12 protein-coding genes are annotated in these 13,958 nt (G+C 63.4%); 7 read left to right on the top strand and 5 right to left on the bottom strand.

Annotated features, from left to right (window positions below; genetic code table 11):
* Positions 1 to 27: 27 nt before the first annotated feature.
* Positions 28 to 1,401 carry a multicopper oxidase family protein gene (locus PCLY_RS18975; RefSeq protein ID WP_061241634.1) on the bottom strand — a complete coding sequence of 458 codons (1,374 nt, stop codon included), beginning with the start codon at positions 1,399 to 1,401 and terminating at the stop codon, positions 28 to 30.
* A gap of 181 nt (positions 1,402 to 1,582) precedes the next feature.
* Here PCLY_RS18975 and PCLY_RS18970 point away from each other — a divergent pair, with 181 nt between their 5' ends.
* Both PCLY_RS18970 and PCLY_RS18965 read left to right on the top strand, forming a co-directional pair.
* The gene (locus PCLY_RS18970) at positions 1,583 to 2,053 is read left to right on the top strand and encodes a hypothetical protein (RefSeq protein WP_061241158.1); all 471 of its coding nucleotides are present in this window, start codon (positions 1,583 to 1,585) and stop codon (positions 2,051 to 2,053) included.
* A gap of 2 nt (positions 2,054 to 2,055) precedes the next feature.
* Positions 2,056 to 2,571 (top strand): hypothetical protein, encoded by a 516-nt coding sequence (locus PCLY_RS18965; protein ID WP_061241157.1) that lies wholly within the window; start codon positions 2,056 to 2,058, stop codon positions 2,569 to 2,571.
* 58 nt (positions 2,572 to 2,629) lie between these two features.
* Here the strand turns inward: PCLY_RS18965 and guaA are convergent, their stop codons facing one another.
* The gene (gene guaA, locus PCLY_RS18960; protein ID WP_061241156.1) at positions 2,630 to 4,207 is read right to left on the bottom strand and encodes a glutamine-hydrolyzing GMP synthase; all 1,578 of its coding nucleotides are present in this window, start codon (positions 4,205 to 4,207) and stop codon (positions 2,630 to 2,632) included.
* A gap of 74 nt (positions 4,208 to 4,281) precedes the next feature.
* Positions 4,282 to 5,751, bottom strand: a complete 1,470-nt coding sequence (guaB, locus tag PCLY_RS18955; RefSeq protein ID WP_061241155.1) for an IMP dehydrogenase — start codon at positions 5,749 to 5,751, stop codon at positions 4,282 to 4,284.
* Between the two features lie 144 nt (positions 5,752 to 5,895).
* Here guaB and PCLY_RS18950 point away from each other — a divergent pair, with 144 nt between their 5' ends.
* Positions 5,896 to 8,013, top strand: coding sequence for a TonB-dependent siderophore receptor (locus tag PCLY_RS18950; protein WP_061241154.1), 2,118 nt, complete (start codon positions 5,896 to 5,898; stop codon positions 8,011 to 8,013).
* Between the two features lie 90 nt (positions 8,014 to 8,103).
* Here PCLY_RS18950 and PCLY_RS18945 read toward each other — a convergent pair whose 3' ends face one another.
* The gene (locus PCLY_RS18945) at positions 8,104 to 8,658 is read right to left on the bottom strand and encodes a hypothetical protein (RefSeq protein WP_061241631.1); all 555 of its coding nucleotides are present in this window, start codon (positions 8,656 to 8,658) and stop codon (positions 8,104 to 8,106) included.
* Positions 8,659 to 8,713: 55 nt separating this feature from the next.
* Complete coding sequence (locus PCLY_RS18940; RefSeq protein WP_061241629.1) at positions 8,714 to 9,181, bottom strand: multidrug/biocide efflux PACE transporter; 468 nt, start codon at positions 9,179 to 9,181, stop codon at positions 8,714 to 8,716.
* A gap of 88 nt (positions 9,182 to 9,269) precedes the next feature.
* Here PCLY_RS18940 and PCLY_RS18935 point away from each other — a divergent pair, with 88 nt between their 5' ends.
* From PCLY_RS18935 to PCLY_RS18920, 4 genes are all read left to right on the top strand, one after another.
* Complete coding sequence (locus tag PCLY_RS18935) at positions 9,270 to 10,148, top strand: LysR family transcriptional regulator (protein ID WP_394326857.1); 879 nt, start codon at positions 9,270 to 9,272, stop codon at positions 10,146 to 10,148.
* A gap of 27 nt (positions 10,149 to 10,175) precedes the next feature.
* Positions 10,176 to 11,555, top strand: coding sequence for an exodeoxyribonuclease VII large subunit (gene xseA / locus PCLY_RS18930; protein WP_061241152.1), 1,380 nt, complete (start codon positions 10,176 to 10,178; stop codon positions 11,553 to 11,555).
* Positions 11,556 to 11,561: 6 nt separating this feature from the next.
* A complete protein-coding gene (locus PCLY_RS18925; protein ID WP_061241151.1) occupies positions 11,562 to 12,404 on the top strand; it encodes a peptidoglycan DD-metalloendopeptidase family protein in 843 nt (280 codons plus the stop codon).
* Between the two features lie 117 nt (positions 12,405 to 12,521).
* A complete protein-coding gene (locus PCLY_RS18920; protein ID WP_061241150.1) occupies positions 12,522 to 13,778 on the top strand; it encodes a mechanosensitive ion channel family protein in 1,257 nt (418 codons plus the stop codon).
* Positions 13,779 to 13,958 lie beyond the last annotated feature (180 nt).

Here is a 13,958-nt window from a genome sequence, read left to right as displayed (position 1 = left end):
TGGGCGGCCTGAAAAACGGCGCCTACCCTACACCACTTCGATGGCCGCCATCAGCCCCGTTTCCATATGGTCGATGACGTGGCAGTGGAACATCCACACACCGGGGTTATCGGCCACGAAGGCGATGCGCGCCGTCTCGTTCTTGCCCAGCAAATAGGTATCGGTGAAATACGGAGTGATCTTGCGCCGGTCCGAGCCCAGCACCTTGAAGGTCATGCCATGCAGGTGGATCGGGTGCTGGTACTGCGCCATGTTGCGCAGCACGAAGATGTAGTGGCCATCCTTCTTCAACGTGGCAATCGGCCGGTCGGCACAGGTCTTGTCGTTGATGTCCCAGGCCTGGCCGTTGATCTGCCAGTACTTGTAGCGCCCAGCCGCTTCATCGGCCGGCGAGGCCAGCGCTGCGGCCCACTCGAAGTTGAAGCGCAGCGTCTCGGCACGTGACAGGTCCGGCTCGGCGATGGGGTTGGCCGGAAGCGCCGGCGGCCAGTCGCCGGCCACCTGAGTGCTCACGGCACCTTTGAGCGTCGCCAGGCGCAACGGCCCATTTCGCAACGACAGCTCTTCACCGGCAGCCGGTACCTTGAGCGCCAGATCGATGCGCATGCCCGGGCCAAGCCAGTATTCCTTGCCCAGCGGCCGCGGCGGCACCGGATTACCGTCCAGCGCATAGATACGCGCCTCGCCGCCCGGCAGATTGAGGCGATAGGTGACGGTGTTGTCGAGGTTGACCAGGCGCAGGCGTACCACCTGTCCTTCCGGCAGCTCGATAGTCGGATTGGGTTCGCCATTGATGGTGGTCAGGCGCCCGCGGGTACCTTCGCGCGCCGCCTGGCGCGGCACCATGAACGGCGTGAAGGCGCCCTGCTCATCGATATGCCAGGTCTTCAGACTCAGCGTACGTTCATGAAGGAACCCGGTCGGCTCGCGCTCCTCGACGATCAGCGGCCCGACCAGGCCGCGCCCCAGCTGCTCGGCGCTGGTGGTATGTGGGTGATACCAGAAGGTGCCCGCGTCGTGGCAAATGAAGTCGTAGTCGAAATACTCGCCCGGCAACACCGGCGCCTGGGACACATAGGGCACGCCGTCCATTTCCAGCGGCAGCCTGATGCCATGCCAGTGGATGGTGCTCTGCTGCTCCAGCTTGTTGATGAAGCGCACCCGCAAGCGCTCGCCCTGACGGCAGCGCAACTCGACACCAGGCGCCTGCCCGCCATAGCCCCAGGCGGGCGTCATATGCCCCGGCACCAGTTCCACGTCCACTGGCGCAGCGATCAGCTCGTAATCATGGGTCGCCACATTCTCCGGGCGACCCAGCCAGTAACGCACGCCACCGGCGCCCAGACCGACAACTCCGAGACCGGCCAGGCCGGCGAGCACTTGTCTGCGGGTAAACGACATCTTCATCCTCGGCAATCTGCAGGCATACTCAATTGCGGTATCTTCTCATTTTCATGCCTAGTGCGACGAGTGCTCTGGAAAGACAAATTGCCGCGGACGCCACTGCGAGATAACGCCGAGAAAAGACGGTGCTTACCGGGATAGAATCCCCAAGCGATCAACAGGACACGCTCAACCAGACATGGACAGCCTTTTATTCGACGTACCCTTGGGGATCATGATCGCAGCGATCACGCCCCTGCTCCTGCTGATGTGGATCGGGCTCATGGCCGCATTCGGCGAAATGATCTGGGCGGACTGCTACAGGCTCAGCCGCCCGCACGACATCGTGAAAGCGGCGATCATCGGTCAGAAGCTCGTCAACGCACGCATCAGCGCTGGCAAAACCACAATGGTCACCCTCAAGCCGGTTTATCGCCTGCGTTACGAGTACGAACAGCGTACCTACGAAGTGGAGCATCTCGTGCTCAACCAAGAGCACGTCGAGCTCAACCAGCAGGCTGGTACCTTTCTACTCTACGTTCCCAAAGCGAACCCGGCCGATGCCACCCCGGAATCACCAAACGCCGCATCGCCCTTCGCCGCGATCATGCTGATGATCATGGGCTACATGATCTGGGAAGCCGCGCCGACCCTGCTGACAGGGCTCTGAGCATGATCGTGGTCTTCATTCTGCTCGGCGGCCTGCTGTGGCTGATCAGCCTGCTGCTTTTAGCCTTTTCTGCCTGGGGCTTCTACAAACTCGCGCGACTGCTCTGGGAAAAAATCCACCTAGCTTTGCTGCGCCCAGGTACGGCGCAAATCACGGCCTATGAAGTCCTCACACCCGATCCCGAGGACATCCACGTCCAGGATACCCGCCCGCAAATACGCCTCGCGCTGGATTGCGAGCGCCATGGACAGCGCTTCGAGATATCCCTGGGCCCGTTGACCTGCGAAGAGCTGTTCCCCGCGCTGGATCTGCCGGCACACCATGTTGCCTGCTGGCTGAGCGAGGACGATTGGCGCCAACTGCTGGAGAAACGATGGATCACCATCGCCTGCGACTGGCGCCAGCGCAAAGCGATACTCACCAGCCAGATTCGTCAGGACAGGCGCATGCTGCTGATCAGCGCGCTAAGCCTGAGCCTGTTCGTACTCACCGTCACGCTGTCCCTGCTGCAACGCTGAAAGCATGCAGGCATGAAAAAACCGGCCTAAGCCGGTTTCTTCATGCAGCACTGAGGGATCACTCCCACTCAATCGTCGCTGGCGGCTTGCTCGACACGTCGTAGGTGACGCGGGAGATACCGTCGATTTCGTTGATGATGCGGCCGCTGACGGTTTCCAGCAGCTCGTAGGGCAGGTGCGCCCAACGCGCGGTCATGAAGTCCACGGTTTCCACGGCGCGCAGGGCGACGACCCAGGCGTAGCGACGGCCGTCACCCACCACACCGACGGACTTCACCGGCTGGAATACCACGAACGCCTGGCTGGTCTTGTGATACCAGTCGGCCTTGCGCAGCTCTTCGATGAAGATGTGGTCGGCACGACGCAGGATGTCGGCGTATTCCTTCTTCACTTCGCCGAGGATGCGCACGCCCAGGCCCGGGCCTGGGAACGGATGGCGGTAGACCATGTCGTAGGGCAGGCCCAGTTCCAGGCCGATCTTGCGCACTTCGTCCTTGAACAGTTCACGCAGCGGTTCGACCAGTTTGAGGTTCATTTCCTCGGGCAGGCCGCCGACGTTGTGGTGGCTCTTGATCACGTGGGCCTTGCCGCTCTTGGCGCCAGCCGACTCGATCACGTCCGGATAGATGGTGCCCTGGGCGAGGAACTGGATATTGTCCAGCTTGCTGGCCTCAGCATCGAACACGTCGATGAAGGTGCGGCCGATGATCTTGCGCTTCTTCTCCGGATCGGCTTCGCCGGCCAGGTTGCCGAGGAACTGCTCTTCGGCGTTGGCGCGGATGACCTTGACGCCCATGTTCTCGGCGAACATGGCCATGACCTGGTCGCCTTCGTGCAGGCGCAGCAGGCCGTTGTCGACAAACACGCAGGTCAGCTGATCGCCGATGGCCTTGTGCAGCAGCGCCGCGACCACCGAGGAGTCCACGCCGCCGGACAGGCCGAGCAGCACGTTGGCATCGCCGACCTGGGCGCGCACGGCAGCAACTGCGTCTTCGACGATGTTGGCCGGGGTCCACAGGGCTTCGCAGCCGCTGATTTCCAGCACAAAGCGCGTGAGGATACGACCGCCCTGCTTGGTGTGGGTCACTTCCGGGTGGAACTGCACGCCGTAGTAGTGGCGAGTGTCGTCGCACATGGCGGCGATCGGGCAGCTCGGGGTGCTGGCGAGAATGTGGAAACCTTCCGGCAGGCGGGTGACCTTGTCGCCGTGGCTCATCCACACGTCCAGACCGAATACGCCATCGGCGTCGACGTGATCTTCGATGCCGGCCAGCAGTTGGCTTTTGCCGACCACGTCGACCCGGGCATAACCGAACTCACGCAGCTCGGAACCTTCCACCTTGCCGCCGAGCTGCTCGGCCATGGTCTGCATGCCGTAGCAGATGCCCAGTACCGGCACCTGCAGGTCGAACACCGCCTGCGGCGCACGCGGGCTATTGGCTTCGTGCACCGACTCCGGGCCACCGGCGAGGATAATGCCGCGCGGGGCGAAGGCGCGAATGTCCTCGTCGCTCATGTCCCAGGGGTGCAGTTCGCAATAGACGCCAATCTCGCGCACGCGACGGGCGATCAGTTGGGTGTACTGGGAACCGAAGTCCAGAATGAGGATGCGGTGGGCGTGAATGTCGTGGGCCATGGCCGTCTCTCGTAGGTATTCACAAATGACACGGGGCTGATCGAACAGCCCCGTTATTCATACATTGCGGCGAATCAACCAACTCTGTAGTTGGGTGCCTCTTTAGTGATCTGCACATCATGGACGTGCGATTCGGCCATGCCGGCACCGGTGATGCGCACGAACTCTGGCTTGGTGCGCATTTCCTCGACGGTGGCGCAGCCGGTGTAGCCCATGGAAGCGCGCAGGCCACCCATCAGCTGGTGGACGATGGCAGCCATGGCGCCCTTGTAAGGTACGCGGCCTTCGATGCCTTCCGGTACCAGCTTCTCGGCACCGGCAGAGGAGTCCTGGAAGTAACGGTCGCTCGAGCCTTGCGCCTGGGCCATGGCACCCAGCGAACCCATGCCACGGTATGCCTTGTAGGAACGGCCCTGGAACAGCTCGACTTCGCCCGGAGCCTCTTCGGTACCGGCCAGCATGGAACCGATCATCACCGCGGAAGCACCGGCAACGATGGCCTTGGACAGGTCACCGGAGAAGCGGATGCCACCGTCGGCGATCAGCGGTACACCAGTGCCGGCCAGGGCGGCGGCAACATTGGCCACTGCGCTGATCTGCGGTACGCCAACACCGGCGACGATACGGGTGGTGCAGATCGAACCTGGGCCGATGCCAACCTTGACGCCATCGGCGCCGGCTTCGACCAGTGCCTTGGCCGCTGCGCCAGTGGCGATGTTGCCACCGATCACCTGGACCTCCGGGAAGGTCTCCTTGACCCAGCGCACGCGGTCGATCACGCCCTTGGAGTGGCCGTGAGCGGTGTCGACGATGATCACGTCGACGCCGGCATTGACCAGAGCAGCGACGCGGTCAGCGGTGTCGGCACCGGTACCAACGGCAGCACCAACGCGCAGGCGACCCTGGTCGTCCTTGCTCGCCAGCGGATAGGCCTTGGCTTTCTCGATGTCCTTGACGGTCATCATGCCCTTGAGGGCGAAAGCGTCATCGACGATCAGCACTTTCTCGATGCGGTGCTTGTGCAGCAGCTCGCGTACGACTTCCTTGGAAGCGCCTTCCTTGACGGTGACCAGGCGTTCTTTCGGGGTCATCACGTCACGCACCAGAGCGTCCAGGCGATTCTCGAAGCGTACGTCGCGGGAGGTGACGATACCGACCAGATCACCATTGGAAAGCACCGGTACGCCGGAAATGTTGTTCTGACGGGTCAGCTCGAACAGGTCACGCACGGTGGCGTCGGCTTCGATGGTGATCGGGTCCTTGACCACGCCGGCTTCGAACTTCTTGACCTTGCGCACTTCGGCAGCCTGCTGCTCGACGGTCATGTTCTTGTGGATGATGCCGATGCCGCCTTCCTGGGCCATGGCGATGGCCAGACGTGCTTCGGTGACGGTGTCCATGGCAGCGGACAGCAGGGGGATGTTCAGTTCGATGCCGCGGGTCAGGCGGGTCTTCAGGCTGACGTCCTTGGGCAGAACCTCGGAGTAACCCGGGATAAGCAGGACGTCGTCGAAAGTGAGTGCTTCTTGGCTGATGCGCAGCATGGAGGGCTCCCGAGCGGGAAAATAAGAAGCGCGGCATTATACCCAGCCACCTCATTTCACTCAATGCAAAGTGTGTGTCTAGGCAGTCATACCTAGAAACGCATAACATAATGATTCTCAAAAACCCCTGCACCTGAGTGCCAAATGAAATTCAACCGCTGTTCCTTGAGTGGCCACGGCGCTGCTCTGCTCACCCTTTGCCTGCTTCCAGCCGGCAACCTGCTGGCCCAGGAGCTGGAGCTGCCCAGCCAGGACATCGTCGCCTCCCCCATCGCCGATGTAGACGGCTACCAGGCCAAGCGCGCCAGCACGGCAAGCAAATCCTCAGTCGCACTCAAGGATGAGGCTCAGTCGGTACAGGTGGTGACCCCGCAGACCATCGAGGACTTTCAGCCCAACACGCTGGATGATGCGCTGAAGTTCGTCAGCGGCATCAGTCAGGGCAATACCCTGGGCAACACCCGTGACGCCCTGATCAAGCGCGGCTTCGGCAACAACTCCGACGGTTCGGTGCTGCGCGATGGCGTGCGCTCCAACCTGTCGCGCAGTTTCGGCGCCACCACCGAGCGCGTGGAGGTGCTCAAGGGCCCGGCTTCACTACTGTATGGCGCACTGGAGCCCGGCGGCCTGATCAATGTGATCAGCAAGCAGCCGCAGTACGTGCAACGCACCAAGATCGGTGGCACGGCCTTCGGCGAAGGCGGCGGCAGCCTGAGCCTGGACACCACCGGGCCACTGGGCGACAGCGGCCTGGCCTATCGCCTGGTCGCCGAACGGCAGAGCCGCGACTACTGGCGCAACTATGGCGTCGACCAGCACACCCTGGTCGCTCCCTCGCTGAGTTGGGTCGGCGAGCGCGCCAGCCTGACCCTGGCTTACGAATACAACGACTACAGCACCCCGTTCGACCGCGGCACGGTGTTCGTCGACGGCCACCCGGCCGATATCGACTACGACAAGCGCCTGGGCGAGAAATGGGAAGGCAATGAAGGCATTGGCGAAAGCGCCAGTGCGCGTTTCGAGTACGAGCTCAGCGACGCCTGGAAGACCCGCCTGACCTACGCCTGGAACAACGATCGCTATGATCTGGCCATCGCCCAGCCGGTCTCGCTGAGCGGCAACCAGCTGCTGCGCACCGCCAACGGCGGCCGGTACGACTACGAAACGCGTTACGCCAGCCTCGATTTCATCGGCCAGCAGCGCCTGTTCGGCCAGACCCACGAACTGCTGCTGGGCATCGACAATGAGGTCAACGACAACTTTCGCGGCACCACCTACCGCAACCCCAACGGCACCCGGCGCAACATCGACATTCACAACCCCCACTACGGCGACCTGGGCGAGCCCAGCGTGGTCGACGCCAACCGCAGCAACACGCGTAACGAGCTGACCTCCACCTCGCTGTACTTCAAGGACAACTGGCACCTGAACCAGCAATGGATCCTGGTGCTCGGTGGCCGTTACCAGCACTACGACCAGTACAGCGTGCAGGGCCTCGCCGCCGACCGCGAACCGAGCCTGGACAGCAACGACCAGACCTTCATCCCCTTCGCCGGGCTGGTCTACAAGCTCGACGACGCGCTATCGCTGTACGGCAACTACAGCCGCTCCTTCGTGCCGAACACCACCGTCGACGACCAGAACAAGGTGTTCGACCCGGAGGAAGGTCGCAGCTATGAAGTGGGCGCCAAGTACGACCTCAATCCGAACCTGAGCCTGAACCTGGCGCTGTTCGATATCGTCAAGAAAAACGTGGTCACCAACACCAACGTCGGCGGCCTGAGTATCAGCGAGGCCGCCGGCAAGGTCGGTTCACGCGGCGTGGAAGTGGATCTGACCGGGCGCCTGGCCGAGCGCTGGCAGATGATCGCCACGTACGCCTACACCCACACGGAAATCCTCGACGACCCGAAAAACGAGGGCAACCGACTGACCCAGGCGCCGCGCCAGAGCGCCAGCCTCTACCTCACTCACCACCTGCGTACACCCGAGAGCTTCGGCCAGTGGCACCTGGGCGCCGGCACCCGTTACGTCGGCGAGCGCGCCGGCGACAACGAAAACAGCTACTACATGAGCAGCTACACGGTGAGCGACGCGTTCCTGCGCTGGGATCTGCCGACTCGCGACTATGGGACACGCCTGCAGCTCAACGTCGACAACCTGTTCGACAAGCACTACTACCCGTCGAGTACCGGCAGCCCGCTGCAGGTCAATGTCGGTCAGCCGCGCTCGCTACGCCTGTCGGCCAGCGTCGAGTTCTGAGCCTACTGAGCGCCTGTGGAAGGCGCTTCAGCGGCGACCGAAGGCAGCAAAAGTCGCCGCTAAACCTCCCACAAGCGACTGAAAAGCCGCTCAAACCGGATCTTCGACCCGCACCTGACGCACCGCAAAACCCAGGCGTTCGCCGAATTCCTCGAGGAACGCCGGGCGCAGTCCGGCATCGGCCCAGCCGTTGAAGATGAAACCCAGGTTGGAAAAGCCGCAGGGTTGCAGGAACAGGAAGCCGTTGATGTCGTCTTCATGCCCGCACTCCGGGCAGGTGAAGTTGTCGGTCTCCCCCGGCCACCACACTTCCAGGCTGTCGAACAGCGGCACGCCCACTTCGCGGCGACATTCGGCGCAGCCCGCCTCTTCGAGAAAGCCGCGCGTCGGCACGTAGATGCAGCGCTTGGCGATGATCTCCAGACCATTGTGCGGCTGCCCGTAAGGCAGCAACTCGGAATGCTGGGCGATGCGCCGAGCGCCCGCCCCGATGGCGTAGGCCATACCGTTGCCGCCCTGGCCGCAGGTGGTCGGCAGCGCCTCGACGATCTCCCGCTTGACCAGCCAGCGCAGCATGGCCTGGGCCTTGTGCTCATGAGCGGGAAGCGTGGATATCTGTGGGACGAGGATCAGTTGCGCGGTCATGGTGTTCGGGCGGCTGGCAAGAAAAGCCGGCAGCTTAGGCGCTACCGCCAGCAAATCAAGCCCCGCGACAGATCGAAGCGGCCGCCTGCACCTCACGGCGCGCCAGCCAGCGAGCGCGCAACACGTCATAGCTCCAGTTGAACACCAGAGTGTAAGGCAGGAAAAACAGGATCAGCACGATATCCAGCAGCAACGCCTCGAGCAGACCAATCGACAACCACCAGGCCGCCAGCGGCACCAGGGTGACGACCAGACCGCCCTCGAACAGAAGTGCATGGCTGACTCGCACCCACAGGCCGCGCTCGAAGCCCAGGCGCCCCTGTGCGCGGTCGAACAGGTAGTTGAACAGCATGTTCCACAGCATCGCGACGGTAGAAAACATCAGGGTCAGCAGCCCCAGGTGCAGCAGCGGCTTATCCATGAACCAGGCCATGGCCGGCGCACAAATGAGCACGGCGATTCCCTCGAAGGCCAGGGCGTGACCGATGCGCTCACGCAGGGAGCGCGGCAGGGGCTGAGTCATGAAGCGAACCTCGTGATGATTGGCGATGAGCGCTATGATCATCGGCATACCAGCCAACTCAAAGGCAGCAACCATCGGCTTAACCGATATGAACATATCTCCCGAATCCCTCCAGGCGTTCTCCCATGCCGCCAACAGTGGCTCGTTCAGCGCAGCGGCCAGGCGTATGGGCAAGAGTCAGTCGACCATCAGCGAAGCGGTCGCCCGCCTGGAAATCGACCTGGGCGTGATGCTGTTCGAACGCGGCCCGCGTCAGCTGCAGTTGACTGAAGCCGGCGCCAGCTTGCTGGCCCATGCCGAGGAAGTGCTCTGTGCCAGCGATCGCCTGGCGCGACACGCCGCAGGGTTGGCCAAGGGTCAGGAGGCACGTCTGACCCTGGCGCTGTCCGATGCCTACCAGCCCAAACAATACGAGATGCGCCTGCAGGAGCTGGACCAACGCTTTCCCGACCTGCAGTTCGAGAGCCTGATCGCCGAACAGGCCGACGTGCTCGACCTGGTCACTCAGGGCCGCGCACAGCTGGGCCTGATCGCGGCACTGCCGGCCTACCCACCACATATTGCCCACACCCGCCTGGAAATGAGCAGCGAGTTCGGCCTGTTCGTGGCCAAGGACCATCCGCTGAGCAAACTGCCACAGGTGCGTCATGACGACCTGTCGCGCTGGCGCCTGCTGCGCCTGAGCAGCGTCGCCCATGACGATGCGAACAGCGACGACCTGCCCGGCAGCGGCGGACGCTGCTGGGCTGCGCCGGACTACCTGATGCTGCTGGAAATGGCGCGCCTGGGCTTCGGCTGGGCCGAACTGCCCCGGCAACTGGTCGATGCCTACGGTTTTGGCGGCCTGCATGAACTGCCCTGCAACGGCTGGCCGCGCCGGGTCACGGTGGACGCCATCTGGTCGCGCCAGCGTGAACTCGGGCCGGTGGCAGCCTGGTTGCTCGACCGTCTGCTCGAAGACAGTTGAGCGCCTCTGCGCTTATCATGCCGCCCCATGATCAATGATCCCTTTGCCCGCCTGAACCTCGACCGCGAGGTGCTCAGCGTCAGCCAGCTCAACAACCGCGCTCGCCTGCTGCTGGAGGACGTGTTCTCCGGCATCTGGGTCGAGGGGGAAATCTCCAACCTCGCCCGTCCCGCCTCCGGCCACATCTATTTCACCCTCAAGGACAGCCAGGCCCAGGTGCGCTGTGCACTGTTTCGGCAGAACGCCGCGCGCGTGCGCCAGGCGTTGCGCGATGGCCTGGCGGTCAAGGTGCGCGGCAAGGTCTCGTTGTTCGAGGGCCGTGGCGACTACCAGTTGATCCTCGACGCGGTCGAGCCGGCCGGTGACGGCGCCCTGCGCCTGGCTTTCGAGGCGCTCAAGGAAAAGCTCGGCGCCGAGGGCCTGTTCTCGACCGAGCGCAAGATCGCCCTGCCCGTTCATCCCAAGCGCATCGGCATCGTCAGCTCACCGACCGGCGCAGTGATCCGCGACATCATCAGCGTGTTCCGCCGCCGTGCGCCGCAGGTGGAGCTGAACCTGATCCCCACTGCCGTGCAGGGCCGTGAAGCCACCGCGCAGATCGTGCGCGCCCTGCAACGCGCCGACACGCAGGGTTTCGATGCGTTGATCCTGGCCCGTGGCGGAGGCTCGCTGGAAGACCTGTGGTGCTTCAACGAGGAGGCCGTGGCCCGCGCCGTGGCGGCCTGCGTGACCCCCATCGTCAGCGCCGTGGGTCATGAGACGGACGTATCCATCGCCGACTTCGTCGCCGACGTGCGCGCCCCGACGCCATCGGCCGCCGCCGAACTGCTGGCCCCCGACAGCAGCGAACTGGTGCAGCGCCTCAACAACCTGCAACGTCGCCTGCGGCTGCAGATGCAGGGTCGCTTGGCCCGCGAGCGCCTGCGCCTCGAGGGTGTCAGCAAACGCCTGCGTCACCCTGGTGAGCGTTTGCGCCAGCAGGCCCAGCGCCTGGACGACCTGGACATGCGTCTGCGCCGCGCCTTCAACCAGCAGCTCGGCAACCAGCGCGAACGCCTGGCGCGCCTTGATGCTCGCCTGGCTGCGCAGCATCCGGGGCGCAACCTGGCCCTGCTGCGCCAGCGCCTGGATGGTTTGGCCACGCGCCTGCCACGCGCGATGCAAGCTCAGCTACGCAGCCAGCGCCAGCAACTGGGCGCACTGGCCGCGCAACTGCAGATCGTCAGCCCACTAGCCACCCTTGGCCGCGGCTACAGCATCCTCCTCGATGAGCGCGGCCAGGCCGTGCGCAGTGCCGCGCAGACCCGGCCAGGGCAACGCCTCAAGGCGCGCCTGAGCGAAGGCGAGCTGGACGTGCGCGTCGAAGACAACCACATACAACCGGCGACCCTGTCGCTACTGGATTGAAAGCCGATGTACAGCGCAACCCACACACAAATGTTCGCCGGCCTGCTGGCCCTGTTGCTCGCTCTGCCTACCCATGCCGAAGGTTTCATCACCCGCCTGCTGAACAAGCCGGTGCCCGGCGGTGTAGCGGTGATCGACCTGGGCAATCCGGCGCAGGCGCCGAAGGTGCGTTATCAGGGCAAACCGGTGCTGACCGTGCACGAGGACGGCCAGCGCTGGATCGCCATAGTCGGCGTCCCGCTCAGCACCAAGCCAGGCAGCCAGCAGGTCGAGGTCGAAGGCGGCCAGAAGCTGAGCTTCCAGGTCGGCGCCAAGCACTACGCCGAGCAGCGCATCACCATCAAGAACCAGCAGCAGGTCACCCCCAACGCCAAGAATCTCGCACGCATCGAGCGCGAACTGGCCGAGCAGACCCGCGCCTACCGGCAGTTGAGCGCGCGCCAGCCGAGCAACCTGTTGTTCGACAAACCGGTCAATGGCCCGCTGTCGAGCCCCTTCGGCCTGCGCCGATTCTTCAATGGTGAGGAGCGCAACCCACACTCGGGCCTGGACTTCGCGGCCAACCGTGGCACTTCGATCAAGGCTCCGGCAGCCGGCAAGGTCATCCTCATCGGCGACTACTTCTTCAACGGCAAGACGGTGTTCCTCGACCATGGCCAGGGGCTGATCAGCATGTTCTGCCACCTCTCGGCCATCGACGTGAAGCTGGGTGACGAGATCCCGCGCGGCGGCCATGTCGGCAAGGTCGGTGCTACCGGGCGCGCCACCGGCCCGCACCTGCACTGGAACGTCAGCCTCAACGACGCCCGCGTCGACCCGGCCATCTTCATCGGCGCGTTCAAGCCCTGAGCCGACGCAGTCTGCAACACCTGCCGTTTGGGTTAAGGGCGTGTTTTTGCTAGGGTACGGCGGCTCAAATGGCCGGCCCTTAAGTCGGCCTTGCTCCTGCCCGCTTCGGAGTCGGAAATGCCGAATGAGCTGAAAATCTGGATGGACTGGCTGAATACGCAGCCAGAACTGCTCACCCTCACTGCCACTTTCGCCCTGATCCTCGCCGCCTGGCTGTCGAACTGGATCGTCAAACGCATTCTGGTACGCGCCATCTACCGCGTGGTCGGCGTAACGGCCCTGGGCCGTCACGGCCAGATCAAGGAAAGCGGCATCATCAAGCGCCTGTCCAACGTCGTCCCGGCGCTGGTGCTCTCCTCCGGCGTGGCCTTGGTGCCTGGCATGCCCGAGGCCGTGGTGACTGTGACGCAGAACGTCTGCGGCGCTTTCGTCGTGCTGACCATAGCCCTGGCCATCGGCGCGCTGCTGGACATCCTCAACACCCTCTACCAGCGTCGTCCCAACGCGCACCTGAAGCCGATCAAGGGTTACCTGCAGGTATTCAAGATCGCCATCTTCGCCATCGCCGCGATCCTGATGGTAGCCACCCTGATCGACCGCTCGCCACTGATCCTGCTGTCCGGCCTCGGCGCCATGGCCGCCGTGCTGATGTTGATCTTCCAGGACACGCTGCTGTCACTGGTGGCCAGCGTGCAGATTTCCTCCAGCGACATCATTCGCGTCGGTGACTGGGTAGAGATGCCCAACCTGAACGCCGACGGCGACGTGATCGACATCGCCCTGCACACGGTCAAGGTGCAGAACTGGGACAAGACCATCACCACCATCCCGACCCGACGTTTCATCACCGACCCGTTCAAGAACTGGCGCGGCATGCAGGAGTCTGGCGGGCGTCGAATCAAGCGCGCTCTTTATCTGGACCAGACCAGCGTGCATTTTCTCAGCGAAGAGGACATCGCACGGCTGCGCCGCTTCATGCTTCTGGATGAGTACCTCGACCACAAGGACCAGGAACTGCAGGACTGGAACACCAAGCTGGCCGAACACGGCAAGGAAGCGGTCAATACCCGGCGCATCACCAACATCGGCAGTTTCCGCGCTTACGTCGAGCACTACCTGCGACACAACCCGAACATCCACCAGAACATGACCCTGATGGTGCGTCAGCTCAGCCCGACTGCCGATGGCCTGCCGCTGGAAATCTACTGTTTCACCAACACCATCGCCTGGAGTGCCTACGAAGGTATCCAGTCGGACATCTTCGACCACCTGCTGGCCATCCTCCCCGAGTTCGGCCTGCGCGTGTTCCAGCACCCGAGTGGTGCGGACATGCGTGAATTGCGCCCGAACCTGGTGGCTCAGCAGACGAACTGAGGCACGACGAAGAGGCCGGCCCTGCCCGGCCTCGACCCTCTGCGCGCGCTGCGCAATGTTCCTTCAATCAATCGCCACGCAGCGCCATAAAACGTCTCCACAGCGCAGAATAAGATCGTTTCTACCAATTTTTACGCAATGCTTGCCAGCCTTCCCCAATATCACTAGGGTTGGCTGCAT

This window comes from Ectopseudomonas composti (assembly GCF_001567565.1).
Taxonomy (GTDB): domain Bacteria; phylum Pseudomonadota; class Gammaproteobacteria; order Pseudomonadales; family Pseudomonadaceae; genus Aquipseudomonas; species Aquipseudomonas composti_A.
This window is presented reverse-complemented; position numbering and strand designations above follow the sequence as displayed.